Consider the following 19,338-nt stretch of genomic DNA (forward strand, 5'->3'; position numbering starts at 1 on the left):
CGCCCCAAGGCCAGCAGACGATGGTGGATGGCAAAGCTGTTGGAGCCGGCTTCCAAAAGGAAGAGATCCTCCCGGCGTAAACTCCGCTTCCACCCAAGCCAGCAATTGCTCCAGGCTGAGGCGATCGCGGGCCCCTACCTTGCGGGCGTCATGCGGTGTCTGCCCCACAAAGACCGCCGCCGTGTAGGTATCCGGGTGGCAGTCCAGGCCGATGATCCGCCCCTGCTTGGGCGGCTTCGGTGCCGTATAAAGTTCGACCTCCGGAGGTGGCGTCGGCTCCGGCGGCTTTGGTTTCTTCGTTGTCGAGGGTGTGTTCTTTTTCAGTGGTCGCTCTCCAGTTTCTTGGTTAAGAGTCAGGGCAACCGGCGCTGGCAGCCAATCTGGATTGGTCCACGGACGGAAGTTGGCATTCAGGCATTCGGGGTCTTGTCGCCCCACGAGGGTGCCTTCCGCCTCGGTTCAATCACGGATAGGAGCAGTTAGCTCAGCGCAATCATCGAACCTTGGGACCTTCGGCCACCAGTGCGTGTTGCAAGCACTCACGGGTTCCGCCAGGGACGTTGCACCAAACCTTTCGGTCTGCACAGCGCCGGTTGCTGAATGACTTCATGCCATCACAGATTTCACGGATTAGAGGTCGCCGCGGATTCTTTAATCCGTGAAATCCGAGTAATCCGTGGTTGATCTCCTCCTCAGTCGAAAACCGTTTGGTTGCGGCTCGCCGCGCTGGGGCCCTCTGCGTTTAAGTGCATGGGCGTTCGGTCGCGGCTCGGCTGCACTTCCCGTCTCTGCGTTTTCCAAAATACCGGTGGCAAAATCCCGAGGCCTGTTAGAAAATAGGGGTTGGCTGGATTGGCAGTTGCTATCGGCGCGACAAGTTGGCTAGCGTGCGCGTTTATGAAACGACGCATTTTCTTCTCCGTGGTGGGCGCGATGGCGCTGGGGTTTGCTGGCTGCCAGAAAACGGCTTCCAATGAAATCCCGGTGGGTGAATTCGCTTCACTGACGGGCAAGGAGGCGACGTTTGGCCAGTCGTCGCACGAAGGCACGGTGCTGGCGGTGGAGCAGATCAATGAAGCGGGTGGGGTGCTCGGGAAGAAGATCAAGCTTCTGACCGAAGACAATGCGTCGAAGCCGGGTGAATCTGCTAACGCGGTGAACAAGCTCATCGCCAAGGACGGCGTCGTGGCGATCCTCGGTGAAGTGGCGTCGTCGCGCTCGCTGGAGGCCGCGCCGATTTGCCAGAGCGCCAAGATCCCGATGGTCTCGCCGGCGTCGACGAATCCGAAGCTGACCGAGACGGGGGATTACATTTTCCGCGTGTGTTTCATCGATCCCTTCCAGGGCACGGTGATGGCGAATTTTGCCAAGAACACGCTCAAGGAACAGAATGTGGCGGTCTTTACCGACGTGAAGAGCGACTACTCGAAGGGCTTGGCGAAGTTCTTTAAGGAAGGTTTCACCAAGGCGGGCGGCAAAATCGCAGCCGAGCTCGACTACAACGGCGGCGACAAGGATTTCAAAGGGCAGCTTACCGCGATCAAGGCGGCGAATCCGGACGGCGTGTTCGTGCCGGGCTATTACACCGACGTCGCGCTGATCTGCATCCAGGCCAAGGAAGTCGGGCTTAACGTTCCGTTCTATGGCGGTGACGGCTGGGAGAGCTCGAAGCTCACGGAAATCGGCAAGGACGCGGTCGAGGGTGAATATTTCAGCACGCACTATTCGCCGGACGCGGGTGGGGAAAAGGCCAAGGCTTTCGTCGAAGCTTACAAGAAGCGCTATAACGGCAAGGCGCCTGATGCGATGGCGGCGCTGGGTTATGACTCCGCGCTGATTCTCGCCGATGCGATCAAGCGCGCGGGCGGCACGGAGGGCGACAAGATTCGCGACGCGCTGGCCGCGACGAAGGATTTCGACGCGGTCACCGGCAAGATTTCGATCAACAAGCAGCACGATGCCGACAAAGCGGCGGTGATCGTGCAGGTGAAGAACGGGAAGTTTGAGTACAAGGAGACGGTCAAGCCCTGAACCGCCGGGCTGCCCCTGACGCTCCTCACCCCGGATGGATTGGTTTCTCCAGCAACTCATCAATGGCCTCGCCCTGGGCGCGATCTACGCGCTCATCGCCCTCGGTTACACGATGGTGTATGGTGTGCTGCGCTTCATCAATTTCGCCCACGCGGATGTGCTGATGCTCGGCGCCTTCGCGGCGTATTACCTCGCGCCGAGCGTGGCGAAAGTCTTCGGCCCGTCGACCGTCCCGACCGCGCTGACCGTGATGGTACTCTCCGCGGTGATCTGTGCGGTGATTGGCATGCTCATCGAGTTTCTGGCCTATCGGCCGCTGCGCCATCGGCCCCGGCTCACGGTGTTGATCACGGCCATCGGTGTGTCGCTCTTCATCGAGTACACGGGACAGCACGAAAAGGTGTTCGGCGCGGCGACCAAGGCGTTTCCGACGCTGCTGCCGCAGAAGGAAATCATCGTCGGTGCGCTGCGTTGCTCGAGTAATGACCTCGTCGTTGTCGGGTTCACCGCGGTGTTGCTGGCGGCGATGTGGTACATCGTGCAGCGCACGAAAGTGGGCATGGCGATGCGCGCGGTGTCGTTCAACGAACAGGCCGCTTCGCTCATGGGCGTGAATGTGAACGCGATCATTTCGTTCACCTTCGCGATCGGTTCGGCGCTGGCGGCGATCGGCGGGATTTTCTTTGCGATGCGCGCACCGGGCATCGAGCCGCTCATGGGCGTGCAACCGGGGTTGCGTGCGTTCATCGCGGCGGTGTTGGGCGGCATCGGCAACCTGCCGGGCGCGGCGCTCGGCGGGGTGGTGCTCGGGTTGATCGAGACATTTTTTGGCGGCATGCCGGGGTTGTCGGATTATCGCGACGCCATCGCCTTTGCCCTGCTCATCCTCATCCTGCTGTTCCGGCCCGCCGGTCTGCTCGGCAAAATGCAAACGGAGAAAGTCTAAATGCGCGGCAAGGAGAAGATCTTCCTATTACTCGCCATCGTCGCGGCGATCGGTGTGTCGTTGGCCTCGACGGCGTTCAATCGCTATTACCTGGGTATCGCGATCGATGTCGGCATCAACATCATCCTCGCGGTCTCGCTCAATCTCATCAACGGACACACCGGCCAGTTCAGCCTGGGGTCACGCGGGATTCATGGCGGTCGGCGGTTACTTCGCGGCGAAGCTCACGCTCGTTTTCGGGCCGATGGTGCCGACGTCGGCGCAACCGTTCTTGTTTGCCGGCACGCTGCTCGCGGGTGGACTCGGTGCGGCGCTGGCGGGCCTTGCCGTGGGCGTGCCGTCGTTGCGGTTGAAGGGGGATTACCTGGCGATCGTGACGCTTGGCTTCGGGGAAATCATCCGCGTTATTTTCCAGACGAGCGACACCTTCGGCGCAGCGACGGGGTTGACGGGCATTCCGACGCTGACCAGCTTCGCCTGGGCGTGGGGTCTGGCCGCGGTGACGGTGTATGTCGTGGCGAGCCTCGTGAATTCGACCTACGGGCGCGGCTTCATCGCCGTGCACGACGACGAAATTGCGGCCAGCGCCATGGGCATCAATCCCGTGCGTTACAAGGTCACGGCGTTTGTCGTCGGGGCGTTTTTCGCGGGCATCGCGGGTGGGTTGTATTCGCACCACAAGGCGGTCATCTCGCCGGGCGGCTTTGATTTTCTGAAGAGCATCGAAATCGTCGTGATGGTCATTCTCGGCGGCATGGGCCGCACGGTGGGCGTGATCCTCGCGGCGGTGCTGCTGACCATCCTGCCGGAGTTGCTGCGCGGCGTGTCGGAGTATCGCATGATCATCTACTCGCTGCTCATCATCGCGATCATGCTCACGCGGCCGCAGGGCCTCTTCACCCTCAGCAAGAAAAAGACGGCCTGATCGAATGAGCGCGCCTTTGCTGGAGTTGGAAAAAGTGACGATCAAATTCGGCGGTATCACCGCCGTGTGCGATCTCGATATGCGCGTCGGGGAGCGGGAATTGATCGGCCTCATCGGGCCGAATGGCGCGGGCAAGACCACGGCCTTCAATATGATCACCGGCGTGTATCAGCCCACGTCCGGGAGCATTCAGTTTGCGGGCAAGTCGACGAAGGGTGTGAAGCCGCACGTCCTTTCACTGCGCGGCATCTCGCGGACTTTTCAAAACATCCGGCTCTTCTCGCAAATGACCGTGCTGGACAACGTGCGTACGGCCATGCAGGGCAATCGCGCGCAGCGAGTGCGCGATGCGTTGATCCGCGGCAAAGTCTTCCGTGAAGTCGAGTCGCGCGTGGAGCAGGAGGCGATGGATTTGCTGAAGATTTTCCACCTCGATCGGTTTCACGACTCGATGGGCAAGTCGCTACCCTATGGCGACCAGCGGCGCCTGGAAATCGTCCGCGCACTGGCCACCAAGCCGAAGCTGCTGCTGCTCGATGAACCGGCCGCCGGCATGAACCCGACGGAGAAGCAGCAACTCATGGAGCTCATCCGTTTCGTGCAGGATAAATTCCAGATCGCGGTGTTGCTCGTGGAGCACGACATGAAAGTCGTCATGGGCATTTGCCAGCGGATCAATGTGCTCGAGTACGGCCGCAAAATCGCCGAAGGCACCCCGGACGAAATCCGCGCCAACCCGAAAGTCATTGCCGCTTATCTCGGCGAGGAGGTCGACCACGATGCTTGAGATTCGCGACCTCCATGTGAATTACGGCGCGATCAGCGCGCTGCACGGCATTTCGCTCAGGGTGCCGCAAGGCCAGATCGTGACGCTCATTGGCGCCAACGGCGCGGGCAAGTCGACCACTTTGCGGGCCGTTTCGGGCCTCGTGAAGCCGCGCAGTGGGTTGATCAATCTCGAAGGAGAGGAGATCGCCGGGATGGCGCCGCACACCATTGTCGGCCGCGGTCTGGCGCAGAGCCCTGAGGGGCGCATGGTCTTTGCCAATCTCACCGTGATGGAGAACCTTCGCATGGGCGCCTACCTGCGGAAGGACAAGGCCAATTTCGCCAAGGATCTCGACTATGTCTTTTGCATCTTTCCGCGCTTGAAGGAGCGCGAGTGGCAGGCGGCGGGGACCTTGAGCGGCGGCGAGCAGCAGATGCTGGCTATCGGGCGCGCGCTCATGTCGAAGCCGAAGTTGCTCATGCTCGATGAGCCGTCACTCGGCATCGCGCCGTTGCTGGTGAAGACGATTTTCGAGAAGATTGTGGAGATCAACAAGGAGCTCGGCCTGACGATTCTCCTGGTGGAGCAAAACGCCAACCTCGCGTTGGAAGTCTCGCATTACGGCTATGTGCTCGAGACCGGGAAGATCATTCTCGAGAACACCTCCGCGGAACTGCGCGTGAATGAAAAGGTGCGGGCCGCTTACCTGGGCGGGTAGGGAGGTCCTATAATTTCGTCGCTTTTCAGGAAAAGCTGGACTCTCTCCGTATTTTCGCCCACGAATTAGTGAACCTGTTCCCTGCTATGAAACGATTCGCGCTCCTTTTCGCCGTTGCCACCCTCGGTCTGTCCTACGTTGCCAGTGCGCAAAACCCCGATTTGGGCCAAGGTCCTGAGAGGAGTGCGACTGTCCCGCGGCATTGGCAAGGCGGCCAGTTCGATATTCCGACCGTGGGTTCGCTCGGCCTGCTGCCGCTCTATTACAAGCCGACGATGCGCTATTACGGCAACGGCTACACGGTAAGCTATCGCTACGTGCCCGTCTACCGGCAGGACAGCATCTACTTTGGCGGCATGCGTGCTTCCTCGAATTTCCGCACGGAAGGCTTTGAGCTTCCGACGTCCGAAATCCCGACCTGGGGCGCCAACGCGCCGCGGGTGACGGTGAAGGATCTCAGTTCCTCCGCGCCTCGCTCGGCGGTAACCACGATCATTCGCAAGAAGACCACGCGCACCTCGGTCAAGACGGAGAGCGACACGGACGCACCGGTGATTGCGCCTTCGAAGCGGTAAGACCGATTTTCGAAACCGCCGGAATTACTTTCCGGTGATCTGCCGCGCGTATCCGTACCTCACGCCTTCCTCGCGTTTCGTGTGCAGGCTGGCGAGTTCGGGGCCGCGCTGAATGCCGGCCAGCGTTTCGGAATCCTGCACTCGCAGGCCGAAGTGATTTAAATACTCTGCCCCGGCAGGCGGGTGCACCATGCGGCCAGGGCGGTGAGGCAGACGATCACCGAAAGGGCGTAGAGCGCCGGAGTGAAAGAGCCGGCGGCTTTTTGCACCTCGGCGAAGAGCAGCGGACCCACGGCGGAGGCGAAGACGGTCACCATCTGCGCGGCGCCTTGAATGCGGCCAAGATGGGCCTGGCCGAAGGCTCTGCCCCACACGGCGAAAAAGATGACCGTCACGAAACCCACCGCGAGGCCGAAGGCGCCGGCGAAGATCCAGAGCTCGGTGCGGTTTTGTAATTGCGGGAGCGCGGCCAGCCCGAGGCCGAGGAGAAGCAACGCCGCGGCCAGCAGGCGGGGCATGGGTTTGTGGAGCGAAAGCCAGCCGCAAAGCATCTGGCCGGTGAGCGCCCACAGTGCGCTTACCGCGGCGAAGTGGTGATACGTCGTCGCATCGAAACCGTGCTCTGCGAAGATCGCCTGGTTGAAGAGACCGATGCCGGCGTAGACGAGCGCGAAGAGCGCCGTGGCGCCGCCGAAGATCCAGAACACTGGCGTGCGCAGCGCCTCGCCGAGGGTCAAGCCGATGGTCGGGGCCGTGCCGTTACCCGGCGGCGATTTTTCCGCCGGTTGCGCCGGCTCGCGCAGGTAGAAGCGAGTGAGGAGCGCGACGAGCAGCAGGCTGACCGCCACGTAAAACCAGGCGAAGCGCCAGCTATGGGTATCGGTCGCCCAACCAATGGCGATAAAAGCCAGCGCGTAGAGGACGCTGAAAAGCGCCGAATAAACTCCCATGGCCCAGCCTTCTCCCCGGCCGACAGTTTTTCCGACCGCGGTAATGCTGGTCACGGAAAGCGCGCTCTGGCCGAGCCCCCGGGAGAGCAACACGAGGGCGAAAAGCAGGGCCACGCTGCTATGAGACATGCTCAAGACAAACACGACGGCGGCCAACGGCAGCAGGATGCCGAGCGCCGTCGTGCGCAGGCCGCAGCGATCGATGAACCAGCCGGCCGGCAAACAAAACAGCGAGCCGATCAAGGTCGCCCATAGATTGATGTCGGCGATGCCCACATGATCGAGGCCGAAGTCGCGCAAGAGGTATTCGGTGATGAGTCCCAGCCCTTGGGTGCGGCCAGGCAGCGTGGCGAGCATGAGGATTGCGGCAAGCACGACATTGCCCCATGGCGAAGGTGCGGTGGAACTGGAAGGCTCGTTCACGGAGTGAGGCGGAGACACCGCGGGAGAGGAATCGACCGGCATGTTCTTTGGCTGTTTAGCGAAAGAACGTATTCACTTTTCCGTATTCCGCATAGCGCTCTTGGAGTCAGGATTTAAACTCCGCGTAGGGCGCGGCGCATTGGTCGTTGCATTGGTCGCCGCATTCGGCCGCTGCATTGGTTTGGAAAGGAAGTGGCAGGCCTTCTATTTCCCCGGAACTTCGAAAAGGTGTGGGCAATGCGCGGGTCTCCGGGGCGCCAATTTCGCTGGCAAAACAACCGCCGTCCGGACGCCGCCGCTACCGGTGGGCGGAAGCGAAGAAACCAGCTTGCTGGAACCTCAGAAACCGCTTCTCTGTAGAAAGCGTTGCAAAAAGGTGAGAATTCTCTTGTCAGGGTAGGGAGGGCGTGGCAGTCTCCCGCTCCTTTTTTCCAGAAAAACCAGATATGGCTTACGCAATTTTCAAGACCGGCGGCAAACAATACCGCGTTACTGCAGGCGACGTTATCGAAGTCGAGAAGCTCGACGGCGAGGCGGGCGCTGAAATCAAGTTTTCCGAAGTGATTTTCTCCGGCGAAGGCTCGAGCATCAAGACGGGCGCGGACCTCAAAGGCGCGGCTGTCGTGGCGGAAGTCGTCGAGCAGATCAAGGGCCCGAAGCTCATCAACTTCAAGTATCGCCGCCGGAAGGGCTATCATCGCACGGTGGGTCATCGCCAGAAGCTGACCCGCGTGAAGATCAAGAGCATCTAAGCGCCCGATTTCGGAGCTCTCAACTCTCAACTACTCACTCTCAACTTTCTCCAATATGGCTCATAAAAAAGGTCAAGGATCCGTCAAGAACGGGCGCGATAGCGTCAGCAAGCGCCTCGGCGTTAAAGTTTACGGCAGCCAGTCGGTCATCGCCGGCAACATCATCATCCGTCAGCGCGGCACGAAGTTTGTGCCGGGCAAGAACGTCGGCCTCGGCCGCGACTACACCATCTTCGCCCTCGTGGACGGCACCGTCCGTTTCGACCGCGAAGGTCGCCGGGTGAATGTCGATCCCGCGGCGGTGGCTGCGGCGAATTAAGTTCGTCGATCGTCCCAATTCGGTTTTTAACCAGCGCTTCGCTCGCAAGGGCGAAGCGCTTTTCTTTTAGTGAGGCGTGCTCCTGCGCGTCCCACTTTTTGCAGGCGAGGTGGAGAGAATGATTAGCGGACGTGTATGAGTAAATCTTCCGAAAGGACCCGCGAATCACGCAGATGACGCGAATGAAAGGTTTTCCTATTCGTGCCATTCGCGTGATTCGCGGGCCAATTCCTTTTTCCCTCCACCTTCGCCCGGAAAAAATGGGAACGCGCAGGAGCGCATCCCTCCGGGTTTCGACTAATTTTTGCCGGGGACAACGGTTGCTCTTACGCTAGAATTTCCTTCGACATGTCCCACCACACCCCGCACATCCAAGATTTCCTGTTCACTCGTCGCGATTTCCTGAACCGCTGTGGTATGGGCATGGGTGGGCTGGCGCTGAGCAGTATTTTGGGCAGTGCCTTCGGGGTGCGGGCTGCGGAGACGGCGGATCTGCATCCGCTGGCGCCGAAAGCGTCGCCGCTTCCGGCCAAGGCCAAGCGGGTCATTCACCTCTTCATGAACGGCGGGCCGTCGCACGTCGATACCTTTGACCCGAAGCCGGAGCTGACGAAATATCACGGCAAGGAAATTCCGATTCACCTCAATACCGAGCGCAAGACCGGCGCGGCTTTCGGTTCGCCGTTCGCCTTCAAGAAATACGGCAAGAGCGGCATCGAGGTGAGCGAGATTTTCTCGAAGACCGCGGAGTGCGTGGATGACATGTGCATCATTCGCTCGATGCAGGCCGACGTGCCGAATCATGAGCCATCGCTCATGCTGATGAATTGCGGCGAGGCGCGGCAGGTGCGCCCGAGCATGGGCTCGTGGGTCACCTACGGCCTCGGCAGCGAGAACCAGAACATGCCGGGCTTCATTACCATGTGCCCGGGCGGTTACCCCATTCAGGAATCGCAGAACTGGCAATCCGCTTTTCTCCCCGGTGTCTACCAAGGCACCTACATCGACACGAAGAACACGGATATCGAGAAGCTCATCGAGAACATTCGCAATAACTCAGTGTCGACGAAGACGCAGCGCGAACAGCTTGACCTGCTCAAGCAGTTGAACGCCGAGCATCAGCGCCAGCGGCAAAACGATGCGCAGCTCGAGGCGCGTGTGCAGTCGTTCGAACTCGCCTATCGCATGCAGATGGATGCGGCGGATGCCTTTGACGTCACCAAGGAACCCGCGCACATCCGCGAGCTTTACGGCGAGGGCGTGCAGGGCCGGCAGATGCTCATCGCGCGGCGCTTGATCGAACGCGGGGTGCGCTTCGTGCAGGTATGGCACGGGCAGGGTCAGCCGTGGGACAGCCACGAGGAGGTCGAGAAGAATCATCGCCGACTCGCCGGCGAATGCGACCAGGCGATCGCCGGACTTTTGAAGGATCTCAAGCAGCGTGGCATGCTCGATGATACGCTCGTCATCTGGGGCGGCGAATTTGGCCGCACGCCGACCATGGAGATTCCGACGCCGGGTTCGAACAACGCGAACGTCAAGAACGGCCGCGACCACAACAATCACGGCTTTACCATGTGGATGGCGGGTGGGGGAGCGAAAGGCGGCTACGTCCATGGGGCGACCGATCCCTTCGGCTTTGCCGCTGCGGAGAGCCCGGTGCACGTCCACGACCTGCACGCGACCATCCTGCGGCTCCTCGGGTTCGACCACGAGAAGCTCACCTATCGCTACGCGGGACGTGATTTCCGCCTCACCGACGTGCACGGCAACTTGGTGAAGGAACTGATGGCTTAAGGCGACAATCGGCGCTTGGGGATATTCTGGGGTGAATCGACATTCACCTTTGATCTTCGAAGCAGCTTCTGTAGCGGCGGTCTGCGACCGCCGATTCTACATGGCAACTTCGACGGTCACAGACCCCCGCTACAGTGAGCCGTTCTGAGGCTTTCTGTAATTCGGAAATTCGCGGGTGGCTGGATATTTCTTCCCTCCACCGCCGAAAACCCCTCGGTTACGGCTCGGCGCGGCGGCGTGAAGCACTGGCATTGTGTAGCGAAGAACGCCTCTGGACCCTTGGCAACCGTGCCTGCGTGTGGCAAAACTCTCGACTGCCGGGCTAATAAAAATTAAATTTTTTTTATTGTCAAAAGCGCACCGGGGGGTATGAATCCGTAATCACAAAGTAAATTCATTGCGCTTGTGCTTCCTCCAAACCCCTCCAATCCCCGTAAATTCATAGCACGACTGCGGCAGTCCGGTTTTTCGCTGGTCGAGGTAGTGCTCGCGGTCGGTGTCATTTCGTTCGCGTTCGTGGCCATTTTGGGCCTTCTCCCCGCGGGACTCCACCAGTTTCGCCAGGCGATGGACAATTCGGTCGCGGCGCAGATATCCCAGCGCATCATCCAGGATGCCCAGCAGTCGGACTTCGATATTCTCACCGACGTAGCGCATGTGGACCCGACTGTGCAACTGCCCTTCACCTCCATGGTGTATCCGGTTTCGGGAGCGCCGCGATCGGTGCGTTATTTCGATGAGCAGGGCAACGAGGTGGTGACCCAATCCAGCACGCCGAGCCAGACGGAGGCGGCGGACATCGTTTACACGGTAAATACGCGGATTGTGCCCTGGCCGACTCTTCCCGGGATTCAGCAACCTGATACCACCACTGCTGCCAATGCGTATGGCAGAAGCATGGTCACGTTGACGGTGCAGGTAGTTTACAATCCCGCCTTAATTCCTTTCAAGCTTGGTAATAACCAAGGCGCCTCGAACTATTTGTTGGTCGATACGACGGATGCCAAGATGAAGCAACTTTCGGTGCGCAGCTTTTCGGCCCAGATCGGACGCAACGATTAAGTCCCTCCTATGAAAACTTCCTCCCGTTTCCCGGCCGGCTTTACGCTGGTGGAACTCATGGTGTCCACGGCGATCATCGGACTCATCATGATCGTGCTGGTGGGCATGACCAACCAGACCGGCCAGACCTGGCGCCATGCCACGGAAAAAATCGAGAAATTCCAATCGGCTCGCGATGGGTTTGAATCCATGACGCGCAAGCTGGCCCAGGCGACGCTGAATACGAACTGGGACTACCTCGACAAAAACGGCAACGTCCGTGACAAAAACGTCGGCAGCACGGCCTTCAATAATTTCGTACCCATCTACTACGGGCGGGTGGCGGATCTGCGTTTCGCTTCCGGTCCGATGTATTCGTCCATCACCTATACGCTGCAGACGAACCCGCCCCAGCCATTCACGGGGCTGTCTTCGTCCCCGGATATCGTCCGGCCGGGGCACGGGGTGTTTTTTCAGGCGCCGTTTGGCGTGGTGACGGATGCGGCCGACCTCGGGACCATGGATAACCTGCTCAATACGTGGGGTTATTTCGTGGAAGCCGGGGGCGATCCCAACCGCCCGGCATTCGTTGACAATGCCAATGTGCCGCAACGCTGGCGCACCCGTCTCATGGAGTTCATGCAGCCGTCGGAAAAGATGTCGCTCTATGATCCGACGGACAAGACCTACAAATGGTTCACTGTCGGCCTGACGAGCACGAATCGTCCCGTCCGTGTCCTCGCGGAGAATATCCTGACCCTCATCATCCTTCCGAAGCTGTCCAAGGCGGAGCAGGATGCGCGGGCGACGAAGCTCGGGGTGGTGCCCTCGATGCTGTCGCCGGATTACATCTACGATTCGCAGTCGACCCTCAATCCCGGTGCCAACGGTGGATCGGACCCCGGGGCGATCAATCCGAAGAACCAGCTGCCGCCCGTGCTCTTGGTCACGATGGTGGCGCTCGACGAGCGGTCCATGCAAAAGCTGGCGGATCGTTACTGCTCCGGTGCCCAAAAGCAGTTACAGGGAGCTCACGGCGCGCAGGTCGTCGGTTCGTCCTCGGAAATGGTGATGGGAATGGATGTGGTGTGCAATGGGACCTATAACAACCTGTTCACCGACGCCACCAAACTCGAAGACGATCCCAATACTCCCCAGCCGGGTGATGGTGATCTTTACAAGCTCGAGCAATATCTCACCCAGGCCGGCTGCACCTATCGCATTTTCACCAGCAACGTCAGCATCCGTGGTTCCAAGTGGAGCCGTGTCCAGACCAAGTAACCTCCCCCTTACAAATGAAACATCCCAAGAATTCCATTTCCGGTGTTGCCCTGGTTATTGTCCTGGGCTTTTTGGTCATCATTTCCGGCCTCGCGGTGGCATTTTTCAGTAGCATCAATACGGAAATGAAAGCGTCCCGCAACTTTGCCGCGGGCATCACCACGCGGCAGTTGGCGGACTCGGCCGTGCAGATCGTCATGGGGCAGATTTCTTCCGCCACCACCCGGGGCATCGATTCGCAAGGCATGGGGCATGAAGTTTGGGCCTCCCAGCCGGGGATGATCCGCGTCTATGGCGTCAATGCCGGCGGCACCTATATCGAGTCCGCCGCGGCCGACGCCTTCTTCAAGCTCTACTCTTCGGACCAGATGCTCGTCACCACCACGTCGAACGGCGGTCCAAGTCTGGCGCAATTCAACCCGGAAACCGATTACTTGACTACGTGGGACGCCGCTCCGGCGCTTTGGACGGATCTCAATGCTCCGGTCATCGTGCGGGATACGACTGGCCAGCCGACGCCGCGGTTTCCGATCATTGATCCCCGAGCTTACGCTTTCACTTACAATGCCGGCGGCTCGGATCCCTGGGCCAATGACATCGAGGGTTTTTCTTACGATGCGAGCGGCGGAATCGATGGCGTTGTCGGCCCGAAGAACACCATGGGCGGCGATAACACCCAGCGGCTGCCAATGCCGGTAAAATGGATTTACGTGTTGCAGGATGGCACCCTGACCACTCCCGGCGCCAACGGAACTACCATCGCGGATTTCGCTTCCGCCCTCCCGAACAAGCAACCCACCGCGCAAAACCCGATTGTCGGCCGCATCGCTTTCTGGACCGACGATGAAACGTGCAAGCTGAACTTGAACACGGCTGCCGGTTACAGCGATCGAAATATCAGCCAGCTCAATCAAGCTTATAAGCAGAATCCCTCCGCGTATGCGGGTTCCTACTGGGATACGCCGCGGTTTTACACGCAGTTCGACTACGGCATCCCGACATCCACTGGCACCCCGGCGCCGAATCAAGCAAGCGGCGGTCTGGCGATCTGCCAGTTGCTGCAATTCGAATTCCAGCGTTATCCCGGCCATCCGGCGACGACCTCGCTGGCGCCGATTCTCGATACGCTGGTCAATTCAGAACAGATCTACGATCTCGTTCCCCGTTACACCACCAAGAATCTGCAGGGCGTCCCGGGCTCAACCCAGGGCGGTACTCAGCGGGTGATTGTGGATCCCTACGCGGGCATCGGCGCCGCTCCTCCCACCACGCCGCCCAATCCGAATGTCAACAATACCCTGGAGCTTCAACCCAAGCAGGATCGGCTTTACGCCACGCCGGATGAATTCCTTTTCGGCGCTCACGTCACCGGCATTCCTTCGACCAGCCCGTCCTATGTCCGGGAGACGAACAACCTTTACGCGCAACTTTCGGGGAGTACCTATTCCCCGATCTCGCCCCAGGTGATCGATCGACTGCGCTTTTTCATGACGACTCAGGGCCGGTCTCCCGAATTGAATGCCTACGGTCAGCCCCGGATTACGGCCTGGCCGGTGCGTGCGGAAAACAGCAGCGAACCCAGCGGTTTGAACGTTTACGACAACCTCATTTTGTTCTGCTCCACGATCGGTGCGGCGAATGCGACTGGGGCGCGTCCGGATTCCATTAACGATTCGCAGGCGATGCAGAACGGGGCCTATCGCTATATCTTTACCCGGCGTGAAGTGGGAGCCGGGATGGTGACGAATCAGCCCGTGTCGGATGTCTATGGTTCGCATCCGCGGGCGCAATTTTTTGGCGCCACTTACACTCCCGATTGGAAACGGGTCCGCAATAGTTACCTCCTCCAGAACTATCTCTATGGAAGCGCCGGCGACTCTTCGCAACCCGGTTTGACGAACCGCAAAATTCCGGGGAACGGCAGTAGTTTCAGCGATAAGTATTCGAGTTCCGACCGGCAGGGAATCCTGACCGAGATCTTCGATTACATTCTCCTGGCGAATTCGCAGGACACGACCACGTCGATTGGTACCGGCCAGACGATCAAGTTCGCGCCCCTCGGCTATGTGCCACCTTCGATGCCGGACTTCTTTAAGGCGAATGGAGTGCAGGCCAAGGGATTTGGCCGCATGTCCACCATTTGTGAGGCCTCTTTGGTCTTCTACTATGCCGGTCCGCAGATGGATAACATCAATACGAGCACCGATACCACCAACCCTTTGATTCCCAAGGGATCGGCCCCGAATACCGGTTGGTCGCATTGGGATCCTGCCAATAGGAGTGCGCGTTATGTGAAGGTCGGCAAAGACAAAGCAAATGACCCAACGCATTACGGTCGAGTTCTCGGCGGCTATATGCGGGCGTTTATGCTCTTCTCGATGTTCGACCCAATGCAGGGGTACGCGCCGAAATCCGCCCCCGGGGATAACGATCCGAAGATCTCGATCGAAGCGACGTGGCAGAACGATTTCAGCGTGGCTGTCAATCCTCAGGCACCCTCGGCATTTACGAACCTCGGTTTTCCTGTGGGCACCCCGGTTAGCACCACAATCCACGTCGCGCCGGGCACTGTTTGGGGAGGGCGCAACTATGGAGGATATGAGGGCTTTGCCCATACCTTGCAAGGAGCGGGAACGACTCTGCGGCCTTACAAAACGATGTGGGCTCCCGGGATTCCCTTGAACAATGCGTCACCTGCCTTGGGGGGGGACTATGGCGAAACCTATATGACGAGCGGCACTACGGGTGTCTATACCGATAAGAACTTCACCGCCTTCGCCGGTAACATTCAGGAATACTATCCCTTCCAGACGAACATCAATACCGGCGGCACGGTGTTTGTGGATAACGATCTTAAGGTCTTCGGTTTCCACGGAGGAAATGTGACGGTGAAATTGTACTATGGTGGCAGTCAGTCGAATCAAGTCGCCCCCGCCCTGCAGACGATTAACCTGACCTTCCCGAGCAGCACTAATCCATGGCCAGTGCCCCAAGGCGCGCCTCAAGCCGAGTTGAATGCCGTGGTGAAGGATGCCACACCCAAGCCGGCTCAACCCGCGCCGACGCCGGACGTCTCGACCTGGCTGGCGATGCCGAGGGCGAACGCCAGCTTTGGCCCTGACCCGGTCGGGGTCAATCCGGCGCCTGGAGGTCTGGCCCAGGGAATGCGGTCCTTTTATTGGACCGGTAACGGCTGCTTCTTTGCCAACATGGCCGTGGGCGCGCGAGCCCCCATCCAGAGTGCTTATCGTGGCGCGGCGAATTTCGAAACCAGCCTGCAGGCATCGTGGTCATTCGCGACCCGGAATGCCTGGGTGAGTGTGGGCAACGGTGATAGTTACAACCCGCATACCAACGGGAGCGGCAGCCCGATCGACCCCGGCTGGTATGGAGATCGCTGGCGGAACATCGTTCAGCCGGGAGACACCATCCGCAGCCTGCTCTACTGGGATGGCCACAACGCCTCGCAAGGCCAGATGCGCGGTGCGGATTCGACGACGGGCGGAGATTTGCGCATCGCCGCGATTTCCTCGAACGTTCAGTCGGCGGAGTTCCAACCGCATCCGGATTACCTCATGGGATATTCCCGGGCCTGCGTCTTGCGCGGTGGAGACGGCAATCCCTATTTCCCGGTGGGGAGTATCGTTCCGCTGGTCAGCGGGTCGACTGGCCAGGGTGGTTCGCCGGCGGTGGTTTATGCCGTGCCTACCGACTCGACCAAGGAAGCCACTCTCGGCAACCACATCTTCCTGGGAAATGGGGGGGCTAAGATGCAGCCGACGCGTGCTTTCGGCAATTTGCCGTGGGGCGGGGGAGTGAACCTCAGCGCTACGGCGGGCGTGAATGGGGTCAAGCGGCGTGAACCTCAAGGCGGCGGAGTCAATTGGGGTGACTTCGATACCGGGCTGGGAGATTTTCCGGATGGCCCGTTCTGTAACAAGCAAGACGAAGGAAACGTGATCTACCGCTACTGGGACTCCAACATCCAGCAGTACGTTTATCCGATTCCTTACTTCACCGGGACCCAATCGTACCAGGCGCCGGGCAACGTCTTCACCTCGCCCTGCCGTCAGATGCCTTCGCCGGCCATGTTTGGCTCGCTGCCTTCCTATCCGTCCAACGGTGGCAAAGGCGGCCTGGACTGGACGACACTGGCCTTCAGTCCGAATACGGCGGGGCCCGATCACCCGGGCAATAAGACCGAGCCGAAAGACCACTATCTCCTCGATCTTTTCTCGACGCCGGTCGTCGAGCCTTATCCGATCAGCGAGCCCTTCTCGACGGCCGGAAAGGTGAATCTCAATTACCGCATCGTCCCGTTCGACTACATCCGTCGTTCCACGGCGCTGCGTGGTGCCCTGTATCCTCTGCGCATCACCGCGGTCAGCAGCGGGGCCCTGACGGGAGGGAACAACTATCTGAACTACAAGATCGGCCAGCCGGCGGGCCAGCCGTTGACACAGAACTTCCGTCTGCGTCTGGATCGCGACGAGACGATCAAGGCGTTTGATGGCTACTTCGATGCGCAACCTGGCAATCCGGATGTGGGCTTCTTCAAGGTCGCTTCACAAATCTGTGAACGCTGGCTCTATCCGAAGGACGGCACTACGGTGAAGTATGCAGGAAGCCCCAACGCCGAGACGACCACGATGCAAGACTGGTGGTCGAAATGGGGTGATCTCACCGGCGACAATGAGCGCGAGAAACCCTACGTGGATCTGTATCCGCGCATCACCACCAAATCGAACACCTTCACCGTGCACATGAAGGTGCAAACCCTGCGGCAAACGCCCGGCCATCCGCTGCAATGGTATGAAGGCAAGGATGCCGTTCTCGCCGAATACCGCGGGTCGGCCACCATCGAGCGCTACATTGATCCGGCCGATGCGCGGTTCAGTCCGGCGAACGTGCCGACCTTCAATCCGGACAAGCAGTCGGTGGAGCCGATGTATCGCTTCCGCACGGTAGTGTCCAAGAAGTTCACGCAGTAGGCGGTTTATCGCCTCCGCATCGATTCCATCCAGCCAGGGGAAGGTGCTGCTCCGCCAGCGTCGACCCCGGCCGGATTGGATGCGAGTCAGACCTTATCCTTTCGGACGACGCGCAGGGCGTAGTCGCTATTCGATAAGTGCTGGCCGAAAAAACCGCGTGCGATCGAACGCGATTCGACAAAAATCGGGTTCGTAAAAAAAGAAATGCGGACGATTTTGAAAAATCGCTTGCCAAGTGGGCGCGAGACGGGAAATGTGCTCGCCCTTTCAAACGGCTGGGTAGCTCAGTTGGCAGAGCAGAGGACTGAAAATCCTCGTGTCGGGAGTTCGATTCTCCCCCCAGCCACTCCTTCCAATTTCTCCGGAAGTGAATCGCTTCGGACGCACAATCTGGCGTCCGTGCGGAATGGAACAATAGCCATCACTGGCATCGGCGATTCGATATCACGGGACGGTTGCTTGTTCCGGTGAGCGGAATCGTTTAAAAGAGAGATCGATCGCCATGTTCCTGCACCTGTCCGTTCGTGTCGCCCTCGTCTTGTTTCTCGCACTTCGCGTTTCGGCTTGGGGTGATCCCGTTCCCAAAGGGTTCCTCGTGCCCGAGGACAGCCTGTCGCCGGACGGGCGCTATGGCGTGACGGTTCCCATTCTCGACGAAGCTCCTGACACGGATGCGACGCACAATAGTGTGATCGAGATGAAGACCGGAAAGATCCTGGGAGCAATCCGGGCGTCCACCGGCTGGAATCGCATGAACCATGGCGGAGTGCTGCCCGCGCAGTGGTCGCCGGATGGCTCGCTGCTTTTGTGGACGGTCGATGGAAAATGGTTTTTCCATTCGCTCGTCCTTTTGAAAATGGAGAAGGGTCGGATCGCCTGGCAGACCGATGTATTGAAGGCGGGTCAGCAGGCGATTCTCGCGCGGACCAAGAAGGCTGCGCCGGCGAAATATGCCGCGGCTAAAAAAGCCAACGCCGGCAACGGCTCGGCCTACCCGGAAGGTTTCAGCGTGGATGTGGTGACCAAGGGCGACCTCGCGTTTCCATTGCACGTCGACGTGTCGCTGACTTCCAATCCGAAGGACATTCCCGATGAGCCGACGCTGGAATCCAATCTGCAGGGCTTGGTGAATGAGCGCGGGGAATTCGTGGTCACCGCGTTTCATCTCGGGCGCGGACACACGGAGCGCTTTTAGTGCAGCTCCTGGAAGTAATTTCCGAATGACGGGAGACCACCATCTTCCGTTCGTAAATCCATTCTGAAAAACGTTCCAACGTAAGCGGTATCCGTGGCTCCATGCGGATTTGGTTGACGACGCAATCGATCGGCGGGCTCGCGTAGATTGCATAGCTTCACGCTATGCAACTTATGATGCGGCCTTGAGGTCGGGCGCTTGGCGCTGGGCCTTGGCCCAAGCCTGCGGGGTGATGCTGGGAACCTCGGTGATGAGCATCTTGGGCAGGCGGGTGAGCACGTCGCGTAGATAAGCCAGTGGATCGATCCCCCGGCGGCGGCAGCTCTCGACGATGGTGTAGAGGATGGCTCCTCGCTGGCCAGCTTCCGCGGCGCCGACGAACAACCAGTTCTTTTTTCCCACGGCCGTGGGCCGGATGGCGTTTTCGCAGAGGTTGTTGTCGATCTCGAGCCGGCCATCACCGAGGAAGCGTTCCAGAGCTGTCCATTGATCGAGAACGTAACTGATCCCACGCCCCAGGGCGCTTTGCGGCAAGTAACGCCTGCGGATGCGCCAGAGCGCAGTGTGGATGCGGCGCACGATCATCGCGCTTTGCGCCGCTCGTATGGATTGGCGCAAGGCCCCG

16 protein-coding genes, 1 tRNA gene and 1 pseudogene are annotated in these 19,338 nt (G+C 59.6%); 14 read left to right on the top strand and 4 right to left on the bottom strand.

The features are described from left to right. Nucleotides 1-438: pseudogene (locus CFE428DRAFT_RS40175) on the bottom strand (hypothetical protein); the annotation flags it as partial. Between the two features lie 459 nt (nt 439-897). On the opposite strand from CFE428DRAFT_RS40175, the gene CFE428DRAFT_RS32045 reads away from it, so the two are divergent. The 6 genes from CFE428DRAFT_RS32045 (at nt 898) to CFE428DRAFT_RS32070 (ending at nt 5,964) form a co-directional block, all read left to right on the top strand. Beyond that, a complete protein-coding gene (locus CFE428DRAFT_RS32045) occupies nt 898-2,031 on the top strand; it encodes an ABC transporter substrate-binding protein (RefSeq protein WP_006983913.1) in 1,134 nt (377 codons plus the stop codon). Nucleotides 2,032-2,065: 34 nt separating this feature from the next. Beyond that, a complete protein-coding gene (locus tag CFE428DRAFT_RS32050; RefSeq protein ID WP_006983914.1) occupies nt 2,066-2,977 on the top strand; it encodes a branched-chain amino acid ABC transporter permease in 912 nt (303 codons plus the stop codon). 193 nt (nt 2,978-3,170) lie between these two features. After that, on the top strand, nt 3,171-3,902 hold the full coding sequence (locus tag CFE428DRAFT_RS32055) for a branched-chain amino acid ABC transporter permease (protein WP_006983915.1): 732 nt from the start codon (nt 3,171-3,173) through the stop codon (nt 3,900-3,902). Nucleotides 3,903-3,906: 4 nt separating this feature from the next. Beyond that, nucleotides 3,907-4,689, top strand: coding sequence for an ABC transporter ATP-binding protein (locus tag CFE428DRAFT_RS32060; RefSeq protein WP_006983916.1), 783 nt, complete (start codon nt 3,907-3,909; stop codon nt 4,687-4,689). Further along, nucleotides 4,682-5,389 (top strand): ABC transporter ATP-binding protein, encoded by a 708-nt coding sequence (locus CFE428DRAFT_RS32065; RefSeq protein ID WP_006983917.1) that lies wholly within the window; start codon nt 4,682-4,684, stop codon nt 5,387-5,389. Before CFE428DRAFT_RS32060 ends, CFE428DRAFT_RS32065 begins: the two co-directional genes overlap by 8 nt. An 86-nt stretch (nt 5,390-5,475) precedes the next feature. After that, nucleotides 5,476-5,964 carry a hypothetical protein gene (locus tag CFE428DRAFT_RS32070; RefSeq protein WP_006983918.1) on the top strand — a complete coding sequence of 163 codons (489 nt, stop codon included), beginning with the start codon at nt 5,476-5,478 and terminating at the stop codon, nt 5,962-5,964. 24 nt (nt 5,965-5,988) lie between these two features. Here the strand turns inward: CFE428DRAFT_RS32070 and CFE428DRAFT_RS38155 are convergent, their stop codons facing one another. Together CFE428DRAFT_RS38155 and CFE428DRAFT_RS32075 are read right to left on the bottom strand one after the other, a co-directional pair. Further along, on the bottom strand, nt 5,989-6,156 hold the full coding sequence (locus CFE428DRAFT_RS38155; RefSeq protein ID WP_006983919.1) for a VOC family protein: 168 nt from the start codon (nt 6,154-6,156) through the stop codon (nt 5,989-5,991). Continuing rightward, nucleotides 6,123-7,337, bottom strand: coding sequence for an MFS transporter (locus CFE428DRAFT_RS32075; RefSeq protein WP_157447720.1), 1,215 nt, complete (start codon nt 7,335-7,337; stop codon nt 6,123-6,125). The genes CFE428DRAFT_RS38155 and CFE428DRAFT_RS32075 overlap by 34 nt, the downstream gene beginning before the upstream one ends. Nucleotides 7,338-7,783: 446 nt before the next feature. Here CFE428DRAFT_RS32075 and rplU point away from each other — a divergent pair, with 446 nt between their 5' ends. The 8 genes from rplU (at nt 7,784) to CFE428DRAFT_RS32120 (ending at nt 18,713) form a co-directional block, all read left to right on the top strand. Further along, the gene (rplU, locus tag CFE428DRAFT_RS32080; RefSeq protein ID WP_006983921.1) at nt 7,784-8,089 is read left to right on the top strand and encodes a 50S ribosomal protein L21; all 306 of its coding nucleotides are present in this window, start codon (nt 7,784-7,786) and stop codon (nt 8,087-8,089) included. 55 nt (nt 8,090-8,144) lie between these two features. Next, nucleotides 8,145-8,408 (top strand): 50S ribosomal protein L27, encoded by a 264-nt coding sequence (gene rpmA / locus CFE428DRAFT_RS32085; RefSeq protein ID WP_006983922.1) that lies wholly within the window; start codon nt 8,145-8,147, stop codon nt 8,406-8,408. A gap of 348 nt (nt 8,409-8,756) precedes the next feature. Continuing rightward, nucleotides 8,757-10,205: a DUF1501 domain-containing protein gene (locus tag CFE428DRAFT_RS32090; protein WP_006983923.1), complete on the top strand. Its 1,449-nt coding sequence runs from the start codon at nt 8,757-8,759 to the stop codon at nt 10,203-10,205. A gap of 405 nt (nt 10,206-10,610) precedes the next feature. Then, nucleotides 10,611-11,267 (top strand): Verru_Chthon cassette protein B, encoded by a 657-nt coding sequence (gene vccB / locus CFE428DRAFT_RS34850; protein ID WP_157447721.1) that lies wholly within the window; start codon nt 10,611-10,613, stop codon nt 11,265-11,267. Between the two features lie 9 nt (nt 11,268-11,276). Further along, a complete protein-coding gene (gene vccC, locus CFE428DRAFT_RS32100; RefSeq protein ID WP_006983925.1) occupies nt 11,277-12,527 on the top strand; it encodes a Verru_Chthon cassette protein C in 1,251 nt (416 codons plus the stop codon). Between the two features lie 14 nt (nt 12,528-12,541). Beyond that, the gene (gene vccA / locus CFE428DRAFT_RS32105) at nt 12,542-17,518 is read left to right on the top strand and encodes a Verru_Chthon cassette protein A (RefSeq protein WP_006983926.1); all 4,977 of its coding nucleotides are present in this window, start codon (nt 12,542-12,544) and stop codon (nt 17,516-17,518) included. Between the two features lie 273 nt (nt 17,519-17,791). Next, nucleotides 17,792-17,864 (top strand) — tRNA-Phe (locus tag CFE428DRAFT_RS32115). Between the two features lie 156 nt (nt 17,865-18,020). Continuing rightward, entirely contained in the window at nt 18,021-18,713 is a 693-nt protein-coding gene (locus CFE428DRAFT_RS32120) for a hypothetical protein (protein ID WP_006983927.1), read from the top strand. 171 nt (nt 18,714-18,884) lie between these two features. On the opposite strand, the gene CFE428DRAFT_RS32125 is transcribed toward CFE428DRAFT_RS32120, so the two are convergent. Beyond that, nucleotides 18,885-19,338: IS66 family transposase (locus tag CFE428DRAFT_RS32125; RefSeq protein ID WP_157447722.1), on the bottom strand; the 454-nt coding region annotated here is incomplete at its 5' end.

This window comes from Chthoniobacter flavus Ellin428, assembly GCF_000173075.1.
Lineage (GTDB): Bacteria > Verrucomicrobiota > Verrucomicrobiia > Chthoniobacterales > Chthoniobacteraceae > Chthoniobacter > Chthoniobacter flavus.

Coding starts and splice junctions, on each gene's coding strand:
- CFE428DRAFT_RS32045 (WP_006983913.1), top strand. CDS start 898: ATGAAACGACGCATTTTCTTCTCCGTGGTGGGCGCGATGGCGCTGGGG.
- CFE428DRAFT_RS32050 (WP_006983914.1), top strand. CDS start 2,066: ATGGATTGGTTTCTCCAGCAACTCATCAATGGCCTCGCCCTGGGCGCG.
- CFE428DRAFT_RS32055 (WP_006983915.1), top strand. CDS start 3,171: ATGGCGGTCGGCGGTTACTTCGCGGCGAAGCTCACGCTCGTTTTCGGG.
- CFE428DRAFT_RS32060 (WP_006983916.1), top strand. CDS start 3,907: ATGAGCGCGCCTTTGCTGGAGTTGGAAAAAGTGACGATCAAATTCGGC.
- CFE428DRAFT_RS32065 (WP_006983917.1), top strand. CDS start 4,682: ATGCTTGAGATTCGCGACCTCCATGTGAATTACGGCGCGATCAGCGCG.
- CFE428DRAFT_RS32070 (WP_006983918.1), top strand. CDS start 5,476: ATGAAACGATTCGCGCTCCTTTTCGCCGTTGCCACCCTCGGTCTGTCC.
- CFE428DRAFT_RS38155 (WP_006983919.1), bottom strand. CDS start 6,156: ATGGTGCACCCGCCTGCCGGGGCAGAGTATTTAAATCACTTCGGCCTG.
- rplU (WP_006983921.1), top strand. CDS start 7,784: ATGGCTTACGCAATTTTCAAGACCGGCGGCAAACAATACCGCGTTACT.
- rpmA (WP_006983922.1), top strand. CDS start 8,145: ATGGCTCATAAAAAAGGTCAAGGATCCGTCAAGAACGGGCGCGATAGC.
- CFE428DRAFT_RS32090 (WP_006983923.1), top strand. CDS start 8,757: ATGTCCCACCACACCCCGCACATCCAAGATTTCCTGTTCACTCGTCGC.
- vccC (WP_006983925.1), top strand. CDS start 11,277: ATGAAAACTTCCTCCCGTTTCCCGGCCGGCTTTACGCTGGTGGAACTC.
- vccA (WP_006983926.1), top strand. CDS start 12,542: ATGAAACATCCCAAGAATTCCATTTCCGGTGTTGCCCTGGTTATTGTC.
- CFE428DRAFT_RS32120 (WP_006983927.1), top strand. CDS start 18,021: ATGTTCCTGCACCTGTCCGTTCGTGTCGCCCTCGTCTTGTTTCTCGCA.